Annotated in this window: 18 protein-coding genes; 15 read left to right on the top strand and 3 right to left on the bottom strand. The window is 71.2% G+C overall.

Annotation, left to right across the window (positions count from 1 at the left end; all coding sequences use genetic code 11):
• Positions 1 to 4: 4 nt before the first annotated feature.
• The 7 genes from ftsH (at position 5) to OG928_RS18955 (ending at position 5,708) form a co-directional block, all read left to right on the top strand.
• Positions 5 to 2,059: an ATP-dependent zinc metalloprotease FtsH gene (gene ftsH / locus OG928_RS18925; protein ID WP_406285213.1), complete on the top strand. Its 2,055-nt coding sequence runs from the start codon at positions 5 to 7 to the stop codon at positions 2,057 to 2,059.
• Between the two features lie 2 nt (positions 2,060 to 2,061).
• Entirely contained in the window at positions 2,062 to 2,667 is a 606-nt protein-coding gene (gene folE, locus OG928_RS18930; protein ID WP_406285215.1) for a GTP cyclohydrolase I FolE, read from the top strand.
• A gap of 83 nt (positions 2,668 to 2,750) precedes the next feature.
• Positions 2,751 to 3,635: a dihydropteroate synthase gene (gene folP / locus OG928_RS18935; protein WP_406285217.1), complete on the top strand. Its 885-nt coding sequence runs from the start codon at positions 2,751 to 2,753 to the stop codon at positions 3,633 to 3,635.
• Positions 3,632 to 4,096, top strand: a complete 465-nt coding sequence (locus OG928_RS18940; protein WP_406285220.1) for a nuclear transport factor 2 family protein — start codon at positions 3,632 to 3,634, stop codon at positions 4,094 to 4,096. The genes folP and OG928_RS18940 overlap by 4 nt, the downstream gene beginning before the upstream one ends.
• 192 nt (positions 4,097 to 4,288) lie before the next feature.
• The gene (gene folB / locus OG928_RS18945) at positions 4,289 to 4,648 is read left to right on the top strand and encodes a dihydroneopterin aldolase (RefSeq protein WP_406291068.1); all 360 of its coding nucleotides are present in this window, start codon (positions 4,289 to 4,291) and stop codon (positions 4,646 to 4,648) included.
• A complete protein-coding gene (gene folK, locus OG928_RS18950) occupies positions 4,648 to 5,235 on the top strand; it encodes a 2-amino-4-hydroxy-6-hydroxymethyldihydropteridine diphosphokinase (protein ID WP_406285222.1) in 588 nt (195 codons plus the stop codon). The genes folB and folK overlap by 1 nt, the downstream gene beginning before the upstream one ends.
• On the top strand, positions 5,232 to 5,708 hold the full coding sequence (locus OG928_RS18955; protein ID WP_406285224.1) for a DUF3180 domain-containing protein: 477 nt from the start codon (positions 5,232 to 5,234) through the stop codon (positions 5,706 to 5,708). Before folK ends, OG928_RS18955 begins: the two co-directional genes overlap by 4 nt.
• Positions 5,709 to 5,766: 58 nt before the next feature.
• On the opposite strand, the gene OG928_RS18960 is transcribed toward OG928_RS18955, so the two are convergent.
• Positions 5,767 to 6,918, bottom strand: a complete 1,152-nt coding sequence (locus tag OG928_RS18960; protein WP_406285226.1) for an ABC transporter ATP-binding protein — start codon at positions 6,916 to 6,918, stop codon at positions 5,767 to 5,769.
• A 170-nt stretch (positions 6,919 to 7,088) separates the two neighbouring features.
• On the opposite strand from OG928_RS18960, the gene OG928_RS18965 reads away from it, so the two are divergent.
• The 4 genes from OG928_RS18965 (at position 7,089) to OG928_RS18980 (ending at position 10,998) form a co-directional block, all read left to right on the top strand.
• Positions 7,089 to 7,829 carry an ABC transporter permease gene (locus OG928_RS18965; protein WP_406291070.1) on the top strand — a complete coding sequence of 247 codons (741 nt, stop codon included), beginning with the start codon at positions 7,089 to 7,091 and terminating at the stop codon, positions 7,827 to 7,829.
• The gene (locus tag OG928_RS18970) at positions 7,826 to 8,500 is read left to right on the top strand and encodes an ABC transporter permease (RefSeq protein WP_406285228.1); all 675 of its coding nucleotides are present in this window, start codon (positions 7,826 to 7,828) and stop codon (positions 8,498 to 8,500) included. The genes OG928_RS18965 and OG928_RS18970 overlap by 4 nt, the downstream gene beginning before the upstream one ends.
• 23 nt (positions 8,501 to 8,523) lie before the next feature.
• The gene (locus tag OG928_RS18975; protein ID WP_406291072.1) at positions 8,524 to 9,456 is read left to right on the top strand and encodes an ABC transporter substrate-binding protein; all 933 of its coding nucleotides are present in this window, start codon (positions 8,524 to 8,526) and stop codon (positions 9,454 to 9,456) included.
• A 192-nt stretch (positions 9,457 to 9,648) separates the two neighbouring features.
• On the top strand, positions 9,649 to 10,998 hold the full coding sequence (locus OG928_RS18980) for a hypothetical protein (protein WP_406285230.1): 1,350 nt from the start codon (positions 9,649 to 9,651) through the stop codon (positions 10,996 to 10,998).
• A gap of 43 nt (positions 10,999 to 11,041) precedes the next feature.
• Here the strand turns inward: OG928_RS18980 and OG928_RS18985 are convergent, their stop codons facing one another.
• Positions 11,042 to 12,202 (bottom strand): NADH-quinone oxidoreductase subunit D, encoded by a 1,161-nt coding sequence (locus OG928_RS18985; RefSeq protein WP_406285232.1) that lies wholly within the window; start codon positions 12,200 to 12,202, stop codon positions 11,042 to 11,044.
• 69 nt (positions 12,203 to 12,271) lie between these two features.
• Between OG928_RS18985 and OG928_RS18990 the strand changes: the two genes are divergently transcribed.
• The 3 genes from OG928_RS18990 to OG928_RS19000 are packed head-to-tail and all read left to right on the top strand — an operon-like array spanning position 12,272 to position 15,405.
• Complete coding sequence (locus OG928_RS18990; protein ID WP_406285234.1) at positions 12,272 to 12,769, top strand: PH domain-containing protein; 498 nt, start codon at positions 12,272 to 12,274, stop codon at positions 12,767 to 12,769.
• On the top strand, positions 12,766 to 14,115 hold the full coding sequence (locus OG928_RS18995; protein WP_406285236.1) for a PH domain-containing protein: 1,350 nt from the start codon (positions 12,766 to 12,768) through the stop codon (positions 14,113 to 14,115). Before OG928_RS18990 ends, OG928_RS18995 begins: the two co-directional genes overlap by 4 nt.
• 36 nt (positions 14,116 to 14,151) lie before the next feature.
• Positions 14,152 to 15,405 carry a CaiB/BaiF CoA transferase family protein gene (locus OG928_RS19000; protein ID WP_406285238.1) on the top strand — a complete coding sequence of 418 codons (1,254 nt, stop codon included), beginning with the start codon at positions 14,152 to 14,154 and terminating at the stop codon, positions 15,403 to 15,405.
• Positions 15,406 to 15,569: 164 nt separating this feature from the next.
• On the opposite strand, the gene OG928_RS19005 is transcribed toward OG928_RS19000, so the two are convergent.
• Entirely contained in the window at positions 15,570 to 16,541 is a 972-nt protein-coding gene (locus OG928_RS19005) for an SAM-dependent methyltransferase (protein WP_406285240.1), read from the bottom strand.
• A gap of 107 nt (positions 16,542 to 16,648) precedes the next feature.
• Between OG928_RS19005 and OG928_RS19010 the strand changes: the two genes are divergently transcribed.
• Entirely contained in the window at positions 16,649 to 17,830 is a 1,182-nt protein-coding gene (locus tag OG928_RS19010; RefSeq protein WP_406285242.1) for a sensor histidine kinase, read from the top strand.
• Position 17,831: the final 1 nt, after the last annotated feature.

Here is a 17,831-nt window from a genome sequence, read left to right on the forward strand (position 1 = left end):
ATCGATGGACGTCAAGCGCTATTTCCGCGGGCCGGTCATGTGGATCGCGCTGGCCGTCATTGCTGTGATCCTCCTGATGCAGCTCGTCTCCTCGTCGAGCGGCTTCAAGGGTGTCGACACCGGCAAGGCGATCCAGGCGATCCAAAACGACCAGGTCAAGTCAGCCAAGCTCATCGGCGGCAACGATCAGTCAATCGAGCTCACCCTGATCGACGGGGTGAAGGTCGACAAGCACAACAAGATCAAGGCGTCGTACATCGACGAGCAGGGCGTGGAGATCCAGCGCCTGCTTCAGTCGAAGTACGAGCAGGGCAAGATCCAGGACTCCTACACGGTCAAGCTCAGCAAGCAGAGCACGATCGTCAGCATCCTGTTCTCGCTCCTGCCGTTCGTGCTCATCGTCGTGGTCTTCCTGTTCCTGATGAATCAGATGCAGGGCGGCGGCTCCCGAGTCATGAACTTCGGGAAGTCCAAGGCCAAGCTGATCTCCAAGGACACCCCGAAGACGACCTTCGCCGACGTGGCCGGCGCGGACGAGGCGGTGGAGGAGCTCCACGAGATCAAGGAGTTCCTGCAGGAGCCCGCCAAGTTCCAGGCGGTCGGCGCGAAGATCCCCAAGGGCGTGCTGCTCTACGGCCCGCCCGGCACCGGCAAGACGCTGCTCGCCCGCGCGGTCGCGGGTGAGGCCGGTGTGCCGTTCTACTCGATCTCCGGTTCCGACTTCGTCGAGATGTTCGTCGGTGTCGGCGCGTCCCGTGTGCGCGACCTGTTCGAGCAGGCCAAGGCCAACGCGCCCGCGATCGTCTTCGTCGACGAGATCGACGCCGTCGGTCGACACCGCGGCGCCGGCATGGGCGGCGGGCACGACGAACGCGAGCAGACGCTCAACCAGCTCCTCGTCGAGATGGACGGCTTCGACGTCAAGGGCGGCGTGATCCTGATCGCCGCGACGAACCGGCCGGACATCCTGGACCCGGCGCTGCTGCGCCCGGGGCGCTTCGACCGGCAGATCGCGGTCGACCGTCCCGACATGCAGGGCCGCTGGGACATCCTCAAGGTGCACGCCAAGGGGAAGCCGGTCACCGACGACATCGACCTCAAGGCCGTCGCGCGGCGCACGCCGGGATTCACCGGCGCCGACCTCGCGAACGTGCTCAACGAGGCCGCGCTGTTGACCGCCCGAGCCGACGCCAAGCTGATCGACGCACTGGCGATGGACGAGGCGATCGACCGTGTCGTGGCCGGGCCGCAGAAGCGCACCCGGATCATGAGCGACAAGGAAAAGAAGATCACCGCGTACCACGAGGGCGGCCACGCCCTGGTGGCGCACGCCCTGCCGAACACCGACCCGGTGCACAAGATCACGATCCTGTCCCGCGGTCGCGCGCTCGGCTACACGATGGTCCTGCCCGAAGAGGACAAGTACTCCACGACGCGCAACGAGATGCTCGACCAGCTCGCCTACATGCTGGGTGGGCGCGCGGCGGAGGAGCTCGTCTTCCACGACCCGACCACGGGTGCGTCGAACGACATCGAGAAGGCCACCGGCCTTGCCCGCTCGATGGTGACGCAGTACGGCATGACGGAGCGCCTGGGCGCGATCAAGTTCGGGAACGACGGCGGAGAGCCGTTCCTGGGTCGTGAAATGGGTCACCAGCGCGACTACTCCGAAGAGGTCGCGGCTATCGTCGACGAAGAGGTCAAGAGGTTCATCGAGACCGCCCACAACGAAGCGTGGGAGATTCTCATCGAGAACCGGGACGTGCTGGACAACCTGGTGTTGGAGCTGTTGGAGAAGGAGACCCTGGACAAGGCCCAGGTCGCCGAGATCTTCGCTCCGGTCACCAAGCGCCCCTCCCGTCCCGCGTGGACGGGGTCCAGCCGGCGCCAGCCGTCCAGCCGCCCGCCCGTGATGACGCCCCGCGAGCTCACGCTCTCCGGCGGCGGCAGCGAGAACGGGGTTCTCAACGGTGGGCCCACCTCTACGACGGGCACCACGACGGGATCCGGCGGTGCGGTAACGCTCCCCGAGCCCCCGTCCGATACTCCGGAGAACTGAACGTGACGATCGACCCGGTCACCTTTGACGGTAGTGCCGTGGGTGAGTTCGACCAGGACCGCGCCGAGCGTGCGGTTCGGGAGTTGTTGATCGCGGTCGGGGAGAACCCCGACCGCGAGGGTCTCAAGGACACCCCGGCACGGGTGGCCAGGTCGTACCAGGAGATCTTCGGGGGCCTGCGCCAGAATCCCGAGGACGTCCTGACCACGACCTTCGACCTCGGCCACGACGAGATGGTCCTGGTCAAGGACATCGAGGTCTACAGCACGTGCGAGCACCACCTCGTGACGTTCCACGGGGTCGCGCACGTGGGCTACATCCCGTCCGAGGACGGTCAGATCACCGGGCTCTCCAAGCTCGCGCGCCTGGTGGACGTGTACGCCAAGCGTCCGCAGGTGCAGGAGCGGCTGACCACGCAGATCGCCGACGCGCTCGTGAGCATCCTGCGTCCGCGCGGGGTGATCGTGGTCGTCGAGTGCGAGCACCTGTGCATGACCATGCGCGGCATACGGAAGCCGGGTGCGCGCACGGTCACGTCGGCCGTTCGCGGGCAGTTGCTCAACGCGGCGACGCGCGCCGAGGCGATGAGCCTGATCTTGAGTCGGTAGCGGGTTCCGCGCCGATAACAAGTCGCGACGCAGTAGTCAGGGGTTGACCGGGCAGCGCCCGGTCAACCCCTACTCTGTTCCCCATGACAGCGACGACCGGCCCGCGACATCGGGCCCCCGCCCGCCCGCCACGGGTGCGCGGCCTGCCCGAGTTCGGCCGGTGCGCGGTCATGGGTGTGGTCAATGTGACTCCCGACTCGTTCTCCGACGGCGGTCTGTGGTTCGACTCGAAGGCCGCCGTCACGCGCGGACTCGGGCTGCTCGAACAGGGCGCGGATCTGATCGACGTGGGCGGCGAGTCGACCCGGCCGGGGGCCGGACGTGTGGATGTGGACGAGGAGTTGCGTCGCGTCGTGCCGGTGGTGCGCGAGTTGGCCGCGGCCGGTGCGGTGGTCAGCGTGGACACCACCAGGGTCGAGGTCGCGAGCGCGGCGGTGGACGCCGGCGCGCGACTGGTCAACGACGTCAGCGGCGGGCTCGCCGACCCCGCGATGGCCGCGTACGTGGCCGAGAGCGGCGTACCGGTGGTGGTCATGCACTGGCGCGGGCACTCGCGGGCGATGCAGAACAACGCGGTCTACGCCGACGTGGTCGCCGAGGTGCGCGCCGAACTGGCCGAGCGGATGGACAAGGTCGTCTCGGCCGGTGTCGACCCCGAGGCGATCGTGCTCGACCCGGGCCTGGGCTTCGCGAAGACGGCCGAGCACAACTGGCCGCTGCTCGCCCACCTGGACGTGCTGCACGAACTCGGCCGGCCGCTGCTCGTGGCCGCGTCCCGCAAGACGTTCCTGGGGCGGCTGCTGGCCGCCGAGGACGGCTCACTGCGCCCGCCCCGCGGGCGCGACGACGCGACGGCGGCGGTCTCCGCGCTGGCCGCCGCCGCGGGCGCGTGGGCCGTCCGTGTGCACGAGGTGCCCGCTTCGCTCGACGCGGTCAAGGTGGCGGCTGCCTGGCAGGAGGCCCGATGAACCCGATTGACGACCAGACGACGCCCGAGGCGGACGCGGTACGCGAGGTCAACCTCGCGCTGTGGACGGCCGTCGAGGAGGGCGACATCGACGCCCTCGGCGCGATCTGGGCCGACGGCCCCGACGCGCCGAGCGTCACCTGCGTGCACCCGGGCTGGCCCGCGCTGCACGGGCGGGCCGAGATCCTGCGGTCGTACGCGCTGATCATGGCCAACACCGCCTACGTCCAGTTCTTCCTGACCGACGTCGAGGTCAAGCTGGCCGGCGAGGTCGCGGTGCTGTCCTGTACGGCGAACATGCTCACCGGGATGGCCGAGGAGGACGGCGGCGACGAGGCCGGCTTCGCGGGCGGCCGCGCGGTCGTCACGAACGTCTTCCGCAGGACACCGACGGGTTGGCGGTTGTGGCTGCACCACGCGTCCCCGGTGATGGCCGAGGTCGACGCGGAAGAGGAGATCTGACCGTTCGCGACCCCATTTGGGCGTGGTTTGTGCGCGCTTGCGGCACCCGGACGGCGAAACCTGTCCGGATCGCTGGGTACATTCGTACCGCACAGAGGTGGTCCGGCCGTCGGCGCGACCGCCCCTCGGTGGGCCCGTGACCGGCCGCCGAGGTGCGCAGTGATGGGATACGCGCCGAGGAGGCGACTGATGCTGGACCGCGTCTCGCTGCGGGGACTGAAGGCCCGCGGCAACCATGGAGTGTTCGCGAAGGAACGCGAAGAGGGCCAGACCTTCGTCGTCGACATCGTGCTCGGGGTCGACACCCGACCCGCCGCGCGGTCCGACGACCTGACCCTCACCGTGCACTACGGCGAGGTCGCCGAGGACGTGGTCGGTGTGGTCCAGGGCGACCCGGTCGACCTGATCGAGACGCTCGCGCAGCGGATCGCCGACGTCTGCCTCGCCCGCCCGCTGGTCCAGGAGGTCGAAGTGATCGTGCACAAGCCCGACGCGCCCATCACCGTCCCGTTCGACGACGTGACCGTCACCATCGTGCGGGGGCGGTCCTGATGACCGACGCCGTCGACGCGTCGTCGCGCGAGCCGGCCGAGGAGCCCGCCGTCGAGACCACCGCACAGCGCGCGCTGCTGACCTGGAGCCGGGTCGTGCTCGCGCTCGGCAGCAACCTGGGCAACCGCCTGGAGACCCTCCAGGGGGCGATCGACGAGATCGCCGACACCCCGGGCGTGAGCCTGACCCGGGTCTCCCCGGTGTACGAGACCGCGCCGGTGGGCGGTCCCGAGCAGGGGACCTACTTCAACGCGGTCGTCGAGCTGCGCACGCTGCTGACCCCGGACCTGGTCCTGGAGCGCGGCAACTCGGTCGAGGAGGCCTTCCAGCGGGTCCGGGTCGAACGCTGGGGCCCGCGCACGCTCGACGTCGACGTGATCTGGTTCGAGAACGTCGTGCAGGACGACCCGCGCCTGACGCTGCCGCACCCTCGGGCGCACGAGCGCTCGTTCGTGCTCGCGCCGTGGCACGACATCGACCCCGAGGCGGAGGTACCGGGCCACGGCCGGGTCGCCGACCTGCTCGCGCAGGTGGGCCTCGAAGGGGTACACCGCCGTGACGACCTGGAGCTGACCGCAGACCGATGAAGCCCACGCGCCCGCTCGTCCTGCTCGCGCTCGCCCTCGCGGCGGGTGGCGTCGCGTATGCCGGGATCGACCTGTGGGATTCGCGCGGTACGCCGCCGGGTGTCCCGGTCCTGGCCCCGATCGTGCTCCTGTGCCTGGCCGCGATCGCGCTGGCGACCGCGTTGTCGCTGCGCTCGCGGTTGAAGGCGCAGCGCGAGCGGCGGGTGGACGCGCGCCCGGTGGACCCGTTGACGGCCGCCCGCGCGGTGGTCTTCGCCAAGGCCAGCTCGCTGGTCGGCGCGCTCGTGGTGGGCCTGTACGGCGGCTACGCGCTCTACCTGACCGGCTTCCTGGAGGTCTCCGAACGCTCCGAGCAGGCCCGACGCTGCGCCTTCGCCGTGGGCGCGGGGGTGCTGCTGGTCGCCGCCTCCCTGTACCTGGAACGCATACTCCGCGTCCCGGAGGACCCCGACGACCCCGCCGCAAAGGCATAGTCGTCCTCGATCGCCGGACGGGCTCGTTCCCGGCCCGTCCGGCGATCGAGCACGAATCTCAGCCCTCGATGGTGTCGAGCACGACCTCGGCCAGGGGGATGTCGAGCTCCTCCGCACCGATCGACCGCCGCAGGGCCTCGTGCAGTTTGGCCGGCGTCAGGACGCCCACGAAGCGGTCGCCGTCCACGACCGCGATCCACCCCGCGTCGTGCTGCAGCATCTCGCCGAAGGCCTGCTTGAGCGACGCCCGTACCGGCACCCACGCCTCCATCCGCCGCGCGCGGTCGCGGACCGTGCCGGCGACGGACTGGCGGTCGTCGACCCAGCCGTGCAGATTGCCGTCGTCGTCGAGCACGACGGCCCAGCGCGAACCGGCCTCGCGCAGCTTCGCGAGTGCCTCCGGCATCGGGTCGTCCAGGCGCACGATCGGCGGGACTTCGAGGTCTTCCGGAGTGATCTCGGTCACCGACAGGCGCTTGAGCCCGCGGTCCGCGCCGACGAAGTCGGCCACGTAGTCGTTCGCGGGCGCACCGAGCACGCTGGACGGCGTGTCGAACTGCTCGATGTGGCCGCCCATCGAGAACACCGCCATCCGGTCGCCGAGGCGGACCGCCTCCTCGATGTCGTGCGTGACGAACAGGATCGTCTTCTTGAGCTCGTGCTGGAGGCGCAGGAACTCGGTCTGCAGCCGCTCGCGCACGACCGGGTCCACCGCGCCGAACGGCTCGTCCATGAGCAGCACGGGCGGATCGGCCGCGAGCGCGCGGGCCACCCCGACGCGCTGGCGCTGACCGCCGGAGAGCTGGTGCGGGTAGCGATCGCCCAGCTTGGCCGGGTCGAGGCCGACCATGTCGAGCAGTTCGACGGCGCGGGCCTTGGCCTTCCTGCGATCCCAGCCGAGCAGACTCGGCACCGTGACGGTGTTCTCGATCACGGTGCGATGCGGGAACAGGCCCCCGGACTGGATCACGTAGCCCATCCGCCGGCGCAGCTTGACCGGGTCGGCCCGGGTGATGTCCTCGTCGTCCAGGAAGATCCGCCCCGAGGTGGGCTCGATCAGCCGGTTGACCATCTTCATGGTGGTGGTCTTGCCGCATCCGGAGGGACCGACGAGGGTGACCAGCTCGCCCGCGGCGACCTCCAGGGACAGTTCCGCGACCGCCTCCGTGCCGTCGGGGTACCGCTTGGTGACGCGGTCGAGCCGGATCATGGGAACCCTCCGGGGGTATGGCGGACGGACGTGGCAGGTGTTCGGAGACCCGGACGATGCCCGACCCCCAGGGGTGGCAACGTACCCGGGCCGCCCGCCTCACGCACCGGGTGTGGCGGCGATCACGGGAATGGTCATATGAACGCTGGGGTAGGGTCCGGCCCGTGATTGTGGCCTCCGGTGACTGCCTGACGCGCAACTCGTGGGTCTGTGGGAAGTACTTGGACGAGTACTCCGAGGAGATCACCACGGCGTTGCGTGAACATGTCTACCTCACCGCCGTTTCCGTGTTGATCGGCCTGCTCGTCGCGTTCCCGATGGCCCTGGCGGCCCGGCGATGGCGGCCGGCCGGCAGTGTGCTGCTGGGCTCGACGACCATCCTCTACACGATCCCCTCGCTCGCGATGTTCGCGATCCTGCAACCTTTCACGGGGCTTACGGAAACGACCGTGATCATCGGGCTGGTGCTGTACTCGTTGACCATCCTGGTTCGGAACATGCTGGCCGGGCTGCAGTCGGTGCCGCCCGACGTGGTCGAGGCGGCGAGGGGCATGGGCTACGGGTCGGGGCGGTTGCTGTTCCAGGTCGAGTTGCCGCTCGCGCTGCCCGCGATCATGGCGGGCGTGCGGGTCGCGACGGTGTCCACCGTGGCGCTCACCACGGTCGGCGCGATCGTGGGTTCGGGCGGGCTCGGCAACCTGATCTACTCGGGCATCGACACGCTCTTCAAGGCACAGGTGCTGACCGCGTCGGTGCTGTGCGTCGCGCTCGCGATCACCGCCGACCTGCTGTTGCTCGGCGTACAGCGGCTGTTGACGCCGTGGGAGCGCGCGAGTGGACGCATGCGGCGCCGGTCCCCGGTGACCGCGCCCACGGCCGAGGTCGAGCTCGAGGCGGGGGCGGCGGCGTGAACGTACTCGGGGACGCGTGGGACTGGCTCGCCGACGGCTCCAACTGGAGCGGCGAGAGCGGGGTGTGGAATCGGCTCACCGAGCACATCGTGCTGACCGCGGTGTGCGTACTGATCGCGGTGGCGATCGCGCTGCCGATCGCGCTGTGGTTGGGCCACCTCGGCAAGGGCGGGACGCCGGCGATCAACATCTCCAACATCGGGCGCGCGATCCCGACGTTCGCGGTGCTCGTACTGCTCGGGCTCAGTCCGATCGGGATGGGCGACACCGCGACGATCATCGCGCTGGTGCTGTTCGCGATCCCGCCGGTGCTCACCAACGCGTACGTCGGGATGCGGGAAGTGGACCGGGACGTGGTCGAGGCGTCGCGCGGAATGGGCATGACGGGCGGCCAGATGCTGTTCCGGGTGGAGCTCCCGTTGGCGCTTCCGTTGATCATGACGGGAATTCGGACGTGTGCCGTCCAGGTTGTCGCGACGGCAACACTCGCGGCACTGGTCGCGGGGGGCGGTCTCGGGCGCATCGTCACGGCCGGTTTCGACCTGCAGGACAACGGCCAGGTGGTGGCGGGGGCAATCCTCGTCGCCACGCTGGCTCTGGTGGTGGAGGGCCTGTTCGCGCTCGCGCAGCGGTTCACGGCCCGGACGCCGCGTGGCGGTGTGACCTCGTGAGTACGGAAAGGGCGGTGCACCGCATGCGTATGCGGCGCGGTAGGACGGGCGTGACGGCGGGGGTGGCCGCGGGGCTGACCCTGGTGTTCCTGGTGGGTGCGACGGGTTGTTCGTCCTCGGACGACGACAAGACGGTGGTCGGTTCGGCCGGCTTCACCGAGTCGGAGATCCTGGCGCAGATGTACAAACAGCTGCTCGACAAGGGCGGGGTGAAGGCGAGCATAAAGACGGTCAAGAACCGTGAGCTCTACGAACCCGAGCTGGAGAAGGGCAAGATCGCCGTCGTGCCGGAGTACGCGGCGACGATGGCGGAGTTCCTCAACGTCAAGAAGAACGGCAAGGACGCCAGTACCAACGCGCCGGTCGCGTCCCCGGACGTGACGGCGACGGTCGCCGCGCTGAACACGCTCGCCGGCCCGCTGGGGCTCAAGACCGGCACGCCCTCGCAGGCGGTGGACCAGAACGCGTTCGCGGTCAGCAAGGAATTCGCCGCGAAGCACAACCTCAAGACCCTCTCCGACCTCGGCAAGGCCGGCGTCGAGGTGAAGATCGCCGCGGGTGAGGAGTGCAAGGCCCGCCCGTTCTGCGCACCGGGTCTGGAGAAGACGTACGGCATCAAGGTGTCCGGCGTGGACCCGCTCGGGGTCGGCACGGTCCCCGCGAAGCAGGCGGTCAAGGACGGCAAGGACCAACTGGTCCTGACCACTTCGACGGACGCGACGCTCGACGCGTTCGGGCTCGTGGTGCTCGAGGACGACAAGAAGCTGCAGAACGCGGACAACGTCCTGCCGGTGGTCAACACGGCCAAGGCGGACAAGATCCTGCCGATCCTGGACAAGCTCACCCCGGTGCTCACGACCGCGGACCTGACCGACCTGAACAAGCAGGTCGACCAGGACCGCAAGAAGGCGGCCGACGTCGCGAAGGCCTACCTGAAGTCCAAGGGCCTGATCTGAGTCGATCCGACGCGGCGGCACCCGCCGTGGGCGCGGACACCCTCGAACGCCGGCCGGGTCCGGCCGGCGTTCGAGGCCGGCGGCCCGGTAGTGCCGGGGGACGCCGGGTCCGAAGGCAATAATCACACCAAGGCGAAACCGCATGGCATGGCGCCATGCGTGTCCGTACGGGTGCGCGCTAACGTCTGCTGCATGCCCCGTGGACGCCATCGCCAGGTCTCGACCGCCACACGCATATCCCTGCTTGCCGCCATATGCGCGCCGGCGCTGGTCGCCGTCGTGCTCGCGGTCGCCGCGGGAGGTGCGACCACGCTTCGGATCGCCGTTCTGCTCGGCGTGTTGTCGGCCGCCGGCGCGATCACGTGGGTGGTTCGCGGGACGACCGCACACCACCGGCGGGCAGCCGAGGAGTCCGTCGCGCGGCGCCGTGAGCGGGAGCGGACGACCGACGAGCTACGCGCGGTGAACGAGCGTTCGGGCGAGCACGGGATCGTCCTCGACGCGGCCGCGACCCACCCGGTGTCGGCCGCGCGGCCGCCGACCGCGGATCCGCTCGCGCGCGGCGCGGCGGTGCCGGACCGCCGAGGCGGCGAGGCGCGACCCGCGGCCCCCGCCGTCGGCCCCGAGGTCCGCCGCCCTCCGGTGTCCTCGCCGGATCTGGTCCCGGCCTACGCGGCCTCGATGTTCGGCCCCGCGGAGCGGGAGCAGGAGCAGGACCGGGAAGGGAAGCAGGGGCAGGAACGCAAGCAGGGGCAGCAGCGGGCCGCCCGGCCGCCTCGACCCGCCGAGCCGGTGCGCGTCGGCGCGCCGCCCGCGACCGACACGCCCGCTCCGCGGGCTCCCGCGAACGAGCCGGTCGGTGCCGAGGATCGCGCCGCCGCGCCGATCGCGCCGCCCGTCGAGCTGAAGCGGTTCGACCGCCGCACGACGGACACCGCGTCCAGATCCACCGTCGAGGTGGCAGAGATAGCAGAGGTGGCAGACGTGACCGAGCCCGAGCAGGCAGCCGAAGCGGTACCCGCCCCCGTCCGCGCCGAGGCCCCGGCCGCGAACTCCGCCGCCGGCACCGCCGAGGTGACCCGGATGGTGCGGGACAAGGTGCTGGAGGTGACCCGGCGGGTGGCCGACACCGGAGCAACCGGGGCGTTCGACTTCTTCGGGACCCGCGGCCGACCGGCCGAGCCCGAGGAAACCGGCTTCCTGACCGACGAGCTGTTCGGGCCCGAGGCCCGCTACGACGCGCTGGTCGCGGGCCGCCCGCACGGCGAGGACCGGGAAGCGGTCGAGGCGCCGGCCGCCGTGGATACCGAGTTCGACGACATCGAGGCCGACCGGATCGTCGACCCCGTTCGGCCCGAGGCGCCGGCCGCCCCGCCGACTCCGGCCGCCGCGCCGGAGCGCCGCGGCCACGGCGTCCGCTTCGCCCCGGCCGGGTTCGAGCCCGCTCGCCCGGTCCGGCAGGCCAAGCCGCTCCCGGTCGACCTCACGGCGCACGACGACACCGAGGAGATCCCCCGGATCGACGTCCGCAAGCACGCCTGACGGGGAGGACCCCGGCGGGGCGACCGCGGCTGCGGTCGCGGGGTCACTTGTCGATGTCGCCCACGACGAAGAACAGCGAGCCCAGGACCGCCACCATGTCGGCGATCAGGCAGCCCGGCAGCAGCTCGGACAGCACCTGCACGTTGTTGTACGAGGCCGACCGCAGCTTGAGCCGCCACGGGGTCTTCTCGCCGCGCGACACCAGGTAGTAGCCGTTGAGGCCGAGCGGATTCTCGGTCCAGGCGTACGTGTGGCCCTCGGGGGCCTTGACCACCTTGGGCAGCCGCAGGTTCACGGGCCCCTGGGGGAGCACGTCGAGGCGGTCGCAGCACGCGTCGGCGAGGTCCAGGCTCACGTGCGCCTGTTCGAGCAGGCACTCGAACCGGGCCAGGCAGTCGCCCTCCTCGCGGGTGACCACCCGGAGCACGTCCGACAGTTCGCCGTAGGCCAGGTACGGCTCGTCGCGGCGCAGGTCGAAGTCCACCCCGGACGCGCGCGCGATCGGCCCGCTCACGCCGTACGCCGCCACCTGGGCCGGCGTCAGCACGCCCACGCCGCGGGTACGGGCGCGGAAGATCTCGTTGCCCGCGACCAGGTCGTCCAGGGTCGCCAGCCGCGAGCGGACCATCGCGATCGCGTGCCGTACCCGACCCGTCCAACCCGCCGGCAGATCCTCCTTGAGCCCGCCGACCCGGTTGAACATGAAGTGCATCCGCCCGCCGGAGATCTCCTCCATCACCGCCTGGATCTCCTCGCGGTCGCGGAACGCGTGGAAGATCGGAGTGATCGCGCCCAGCTCCAGCGGATACGAGCCCAGGAACATCAGGTGGTTGAGGACACGGTTCAACTCGGCGAGCAGGGTCCGCGCCCACACCGCGCGCTGCGGCACCTCCATGCCGAGCATCCGCTCGACCGCGAGCACCACCCCCAGCTCGTTCGCGAACGCGCTCAGCCAGTCGTGCCGGTTCGCGAGCATCACGATCTGCCGGTAGTCGCGGACCTCGAAGAGCTTCTCCGCGCCGCGGTGCATGTACCCGACGATCGGCTCGGCCGAGACGATCCGCTCGCCGTCGAGCACGAGTCGAAGCCGCAACACGCCGTGCGTGGAGGGATGCTGGGGCCCGATGTTGAGCACCATGTCGGTCGTGTCGAGCTGATCGGCGCCGATACCGACGCCCACGGTCCTGGCGGTCCTGACTGTCATGAGTCCTGAGTCTGTCAGTAGTCGCGCGGTCCTTCGCACCCTTGTATGCCCACCTGGGAAGGTTGCCCCATGAAACCGGCCGATGACGCTCTGGCTCCCCCCGATCTCGACTGGCGCTCCGTCTCGGAACAGCTGTACACGATGCGCCGTGCGCTGCTGCTCGGTACGGGCTTCCTGGTCGCCATGCTCGGCGGTGGGCCGCTCGGGTACTTCGTGGTGTGGTGGGCCGGGCTCGCGCTCGTGGTCGGCTGTGCGGTGCTGTGCGGCTGGGGGGTCGGCGCGATCCGGCGCAACCAGCGGTCGTGGCGGTACGCCGAGCGCGCGGACGACCTGCTGATCGAGCACGGCGTGCAGTTTCGCCGGCTGGTCGTGGTGCCGTACGGGCGGATGCAGTTCGTGGACGTCGAGGCCGGGCCGCTGGAGCGGCGCTTCGGGATCGCCACCGTGACGCTGCACACCGCGTCGGCCTCCTCGGACGCGGTCGTGCGCGGACTGCCCCCGGAGGAGGCCGCCCGGCTGCGCGATCGGCTCGCGGCGCTCGGCGAGGCCCGATCGGCCGGGCTGTGAGCGCCGGGCCGGGGGAGCCGCGCCGGCTGCACCCGCTGACCCCGCCGGCCCGCGGCTGGGTGGTCATCGCGGCCTGTCTGGGCGTGGTCGTGCACAACGTCAACACCGGGTGGGCGACGCCGAGTCGACTGGGCATCGGGCTGGTCGTGGTGGTGCCGATCGCGTTCGCGTACGGCTACGTGTCGTGGTGGTTCACCACGTTCCGGATCGAGGGCGACGACCTGCGGATCGATTCCGGGGTGATGTTCCGGCGCACCCGGCACGTGCGGCTGTCCCGGCTCCAGGCGGTGGACATCGTGCGTCCGCTGGCCGCCCGACTGTTCGGCCTGGCCGAACTCCAGCTCCAGGTCGCGGGCGGGGACAAGGCCGAGGCGAGCCTGTCGTTCCTGGGCGAGGCCGACGCGCAGAAGCTGCGCGCCGAACTGCTGGCCCGGGCCGCCGGGGTGCGGCCCGACGTGGGGGAGGCGCCCGAGCAGGCGCTGGTGTCGGTGCCGTTGTCGGCGGTGATCGGGTCGGTGCTGCTCTCGGTCGCCACCTGGGCCGCGATCGCGCCGAGCGTGGCCGTGGTGGTCGTCGCGCTCGTGTTCCACGAAATCGCGTTCCTGCTCGGCTTCCTGCCGCTGTTCCTGGCCGCGTGGCAGTTCACCGTGGGACGGGTGATCCGCAACTTCGACTTCACCGTGGCCCGCTCGCCGGACGGCCTGCGCCTACAGCACGGCCTGCTCGAACAGCGGCACCAGACGGTGCCGCCCGGCCGGGTGCAGGCGGTGCGGATCGTGCAGCCGTGGCCGTGGCGGCTGCGCGGGTGGGTCCGGGTCGAGATCAACGTGGCCGGCTACGGTGGCAAGGACGTGGACAACAAGGAGACGATCCTGCTCCCGGTCGCGCCGCGCGCGATCGCGCACGGGCTGCTCGGGCAGATCCTGCCGGGCGTCGACGTCGACGCGATCGAGCTGATCCCGGCGCCGCGCCGGGCCCGGTGGCACGACCCGGTCGGCTGGACGGCGCTCGCGTACGGCGCCGACGCCGAGGTCTTCGTGGCCCGCAGCGGCCGATTCCACCGGATCCTCGACGTCATCCCGCACGCGAAGGTCCAGAGCGTGCGCCGCACCCAGGGCCCGTGGGAACGCCGGCTCGGCCTGGCGTCGGTGCACCTGGACTCGACCCCGGGTCCCGTCCACGTCAAGGCGGCCCGACGGGACGCGGCCGAGGCCGAGGCGATGGTCGCGGAACAGGCCGAACGCTCCCGTATCGGGCGGCGCGAGGCGGGCGCGGAACGCTGGATCCACAACGGATCTGACAGTTCGTCAGGTCCGGCCTCTTCCCCCGACGGGGGTGCCCGTTAATATCTGACGCATCGTCATATTTGCAGGGAGGCAGCGATGAGTCAGGTCGAGTCGAAGGGTGGGGCCCCGCTCGCGGGGGTCCGCATCATCGAATGTTCGATGCTGGGACCGGCCGCGATCACCTCGTCGCTGGTGGACCTCGGCGCCGAGGTGATCAAGATCGAGCCGCCGCAGGGGGACTACATCCGGGACATGACGTGGCCCATCGTGGAGGGCAACTCCCTGATGCACCTCCACGTGAACCGCGGCAAGAAGTCACTGGTCCTGGACCTCAGGAAGCCCGAGGCGATCGAGACCTTCAAGGCGCTCGTCAAGGACGCCGACGCGGTGATCGAGGCCATGCGTCCGGGCGGCCTCGCGCGACGCGGGATCGGCTACGAGGACCTGCGGAAGATCAACCCGAGGATCGTGTTCTGCACCATCTCCGGCTACGGCGCCACCGGTCCGTACCGGGACATGCCCAGCCACGGGGTCGCCTACGACACCTGGGCCGGCGTGGTGAAGCCCGCGATCACCGAGGACGGCTTCCCGTACCTGCCCGAGCACGCGTCGATCGGCATCCACGCCGGCCCGATGTTCGGCGCGCTCGGCGTGCTCGCGGGCATCATCCGCGCGCGGGCCACCGGGGAGGGCAGCGTGATCGACATCGCGCAGTCCGACGCCGCCGCGTCGATGGACTGGCTGCGCAGCGAGACCTGGAAGGCGTACGAGCGCCCGGAGTCCGAGGTCACCGGCAACAAGTCGGACGGCTACGAGCGCCGCGCGCCCGGCACCGGCGGCATGGAGAAGGGCGTCCGCTACCAGATCTACGCGACCAAGGACGACCGCCACGTGCTGTTCATGGCGTCCGAGCAGTCGCTGTGGAAGAACTTCTGCGAGGCGGTCGACCGCGCCGACCTGTTCGAGCGCTGGCCCGGCTCGAAGTACGCGGACCACGCGGTCGGCAACGTCGAGCTGCGGGGGATCCTGAGGGACATCTTCGCGACCCGCACCGCGCGCGAGTGGATCGAGTTCGGCAACGAGGCGAACACGCCGATCGCGCCGGTGAACACGCCGAAGACGATCGCCGAGGACCCGCAGTTCCGGCACCGGTTCCCGTGGATCGACAAGGAGCGGCTCGGCGCCGAGCAGTTGCCGTCGCCGATCAAGTTCGTCGGCGAGACGCTCCCGCTCCCGGACCGGGCACCGACCGTCGGCCAACACAGCGCGGCCGTGCTGAGCGACCTGCTCGGCTACGACGACGCGAAGATCGCCGAACTCCGCGCGTCCGGCGCCCTCGGCGACAGCTGACGTCGGTCCTCAAGCGCCGGACGGGCTGGAATCAGCCCGTCCGGGGCGTGAGGACGAGCGGCCGCAGGCCGGGCTTGACTCAGCCCGTCCGGCGTTCGAGGACAGCAGGCCGCAGGCCGGCCCACCCGGACAGGGCCCGAATCCGAACCGACCCGTCACCCCGGTCACCGCAGCGCGATCGGCACATCCATGCCCACGCCCTGGGCCAGCCAGTGGAAGTCGCCCAGTCCACCCGAGGCGGTCAGCTCGCCGGCCTCGCCGGCGTCCCGCAGCCCCGCGAGATAGCGGGCCGGGTCGGTGCGGGCCAGTTCGTACGGCGGGCGCCGGCCGTCGACGCCCAGGGCCCGGAGCGCGCGCCGCTGCGTGGTCAGCACGGTGCCGCGCGCCCCCGCGGCCTCGCCCGCCGCCGCGACCGCGTCCATCGCCACGTGGCACGTCACGTCACAGGTGCCGTCCGGGACCGGCGGCACCTGGCGACCCTGCCGATAGCCCGTGAGGGATCCGTACGGCGGCCGCTCGCCGCCGAGGTGGCCGTAGTCGATCGCGACCGCGACGCCGCGCCCCAGGCGCTCGATCGCGCGCGCCCACGCCGCGTCCCGGGTCGTGCCGATCTCCGCGCGGGCGCCCGGCTCCGCGCCGAGCAGCGGCCACCAGCGATCCAGCCAGCGCGCGTCGTCGCCGTGGACGGCCGCGCCGAGTTCCTCGCGCCCGGTGCGCACGTCCACCTCGACCAGCCGCGGAACGCCGTGCTCGTCCACCTGCGCGACATCGGCGGGGACGTTGTCCAGCCACTCGTTGGCGACCAGGAGCGCGTCGCCGCCCTCGGGGACCTCGGGGCCCCACGCGATCGACGGCGGCAGCGCCTCGGGACGGTCGGCGACGTCGACGCCGATCAGCTCCAGGTGCGGCGCGATCCGGCGGAGCGCGACCAGCAACTCGCCACGCCCGGCGCCCACGTCGACGACCGCGGCCAGGCCCGCCGCCGCGGCGAGGTCGGCGAGCGCGCGGGCGAACAGTGGGGACGCGTGTACGGAGGTCCGGAAATGCCCGGCAGGCCCCTCGGGCCTGCGGTAGAAGCCCTCGGCTCCGTACAGCGCCCGACGGGTGGCTTCCTTCCAGGTCAGCCTGTGTTCCATCGCCTCCGACGGTACCGGCCCCGAGCGGGCGGCGTGCGCGCGAGGTCGGTGTGGGCCGGTCCGTTCGGAGTGCGGGCGAACGCGTGTACCCCGTCTACCCTCGCTGTGTGCACCACCTGTACGCCTGGCTTCGGCGACGCCCCCTGCTCGTGGACGGGGCATGGGCACTGCTGCTGCTCATGTTCGGCCTCTTCGAGGTGATCATCGACCAGCCCGGCACGCCCGACGTCCCCCATCTGATCGCGCTGAGCGCGATGTCGGTCGTGCTGCTGATCCGGCGGCGCAATCCCACCCCGGCCCTGGTCCTGACCATCGTGATCGGGGTCTTCCAGCTCTTCGACGACATACCTCCGGGTGCCGAGGCGCTCGCGATGCCCGCGATCGCGTACAGCGCCGCCGCGTACAGCCCGCGCTGGGCCTCGCGCACGGCGCTCGTCGGCGGCGTGCTCGCGCCGATCGCCGCGGTCGTGCGCTGGTGGGACGAACCGGATGTCGGGGTCACCGGCGTCACGCTGTTCACCCTGCTGTTGATGGGTCCGTTCGTGATCGCGTGGGTGCTCGGCGACTCGGTGCGCACCCGGCGCGCGTACTACGCCGAGCTGGAGGACCGCGCCGACCGGCTGGAGCGCGAGCGGGACCAGCAGGCGCAGATCGCGGCGGCGAGCGAGCGGGCCCGGATCGCGCGCGAGCTGCACGACGTGGTGGCGCACAACGTGTCGGTGATGGTGGTCCAGGCCGACGGCGCGGCGTACGCCCTGGACAGCGCGCCCGAGCTGACCCGCGAGGCGCTCGGCACGATCTCCGCGACCGGGCGCGAGGCGCTCGCCGAGATGCGGCGCCTGCTCGGGGTGCTGCGCTCGCAGGGCGAGGGCGGCGCCTACGTCCCGCAGCCCGGCGTGGAACAGCTCGAAGACCTCCTGGATCGGGTCCGCAACGCGGGCCTGCCGGTCGACCTGAAGGTCGAGGGGGTGCCCGTCGAGCTGCCCCAGGGCGTCGCGCTGACCGTGTACCGGATCGTCCAGGAGGCGCTCACCAACACCCGCAAGCACGGCGGCCCGAACGTCACCGCGCTCGTGAACCTGCGCTACGTGGGGGAGGACGTCGAGCTCGACGTGGGCGACGACGGCCGCGGCGCGGCGGCGCCCGGCGACGGGATGGGCCACGGCCTGGTCGGCATGAGCGAGCGGGTCGCGCTGTTCGGCGGCTGCCTGGAGACGGGCCCGCGACCGGGCGGCGGTTGGCGGGTGCACGCCCGACTCCCGGTCCGTCCCCGAGTCGACGGCCCCTGAG

Source organism: Embleya sp. NBC_00896 (assembly GCF_045207785.1).
In the GTDB taxonomy this organism is placed as follows: domain Bacteria; phylum Actinomycetota; class Actinomycetes; order Streptomycetales; family Streptomycetaceae; genus Embleya.

Excerpts from the sequence above, each read along its gene's own strand:
- ftsH (WP_406285213.1), top strand. The coding sequence starts at position 5 with ATGGACGTCAAGCGCTATTTCCGCGGGCCGGTCATGTGGATCGCGCTG.
- folP (WP_406285217.1), top strand. The coding sequence starts at position 2,751 with ATGACAGCGACGACCGGCCCGCGACATCGGGCCCCCGCCCGCCCGCCA.
- OG928_RS18940 (WP_406285220.1), top strand. The coding sequence starts at position 3,632 with ATGAACCCGATTGACGACCAGACGACGCCCGAGGCGGACGCGGTACGC.
- folK (WP_406285222.1), top strand. The coding sequence starts at position 4,648 with ATGACCGACGCCGTCGACGCGTCGTCGCGCGAGCCGGCCGAGGAGCCC.
- OG928_RS18955 (WP_406285224.1), top strand. The coding sequence starts at position 5,232 with ATGAAGCCCACGCGCCCGCTCGTCCTGCTCGCGCTCGCCCTCGCGGCG.
- OG928_RS18960 (WP_406285226.1), bottom strand. The coding sequence starts at position 6,918 with ATGATCCGGCTCGACCGCGTCACCAAGCGGTACCCCGACGGCACGGAG.
- OG928_RS18975 (WP_406291072.1), top strand. The coding sequence starts at position 8,524 with ATGCGTATGCGGCGCGGTAGGACGGGCGTGACGGCGGGGGTGGCCGCG.
- OG928_RS18980 (WP_406285230.1), top strand. The coding sequence starts at position 9,649 with ATGCCCCGTGGACGCCATCGCCAGGTCTCGACCGCCACACGCATATCC.
- OG928_RS18985 (WP_406285232.1), bottom strand. The coding sequence starts at position 12,202 with ATGACAGTCAGGACCGCCAGGACCGTGGGCGTCGGTATCGGCGCCGAT.
- OG928_RS18990 (WP_406285234.1), top strand. The coding sequence starts at position 12,272 with ATGAAACCGGCCGATGACGCTCTGGCTCCCCCCGATCTCGACTGGCGC.
- OG928_RS19000 (WP_406285238.1), top strand. The coding sequence starts at position 14,152 with ATGAGTCAGGTCGAGTCGAAGGGTGGGGCCCCGCTCGCGGGGGTCCGC.
- OG928_RS19005 (WP_406285240.1), bottom strand. The coding sequence starts at position 16,541 with ATGGAACACAGGCTGACCTGGAAGGAAGCCACCCGTCGGGCGCTGTAC.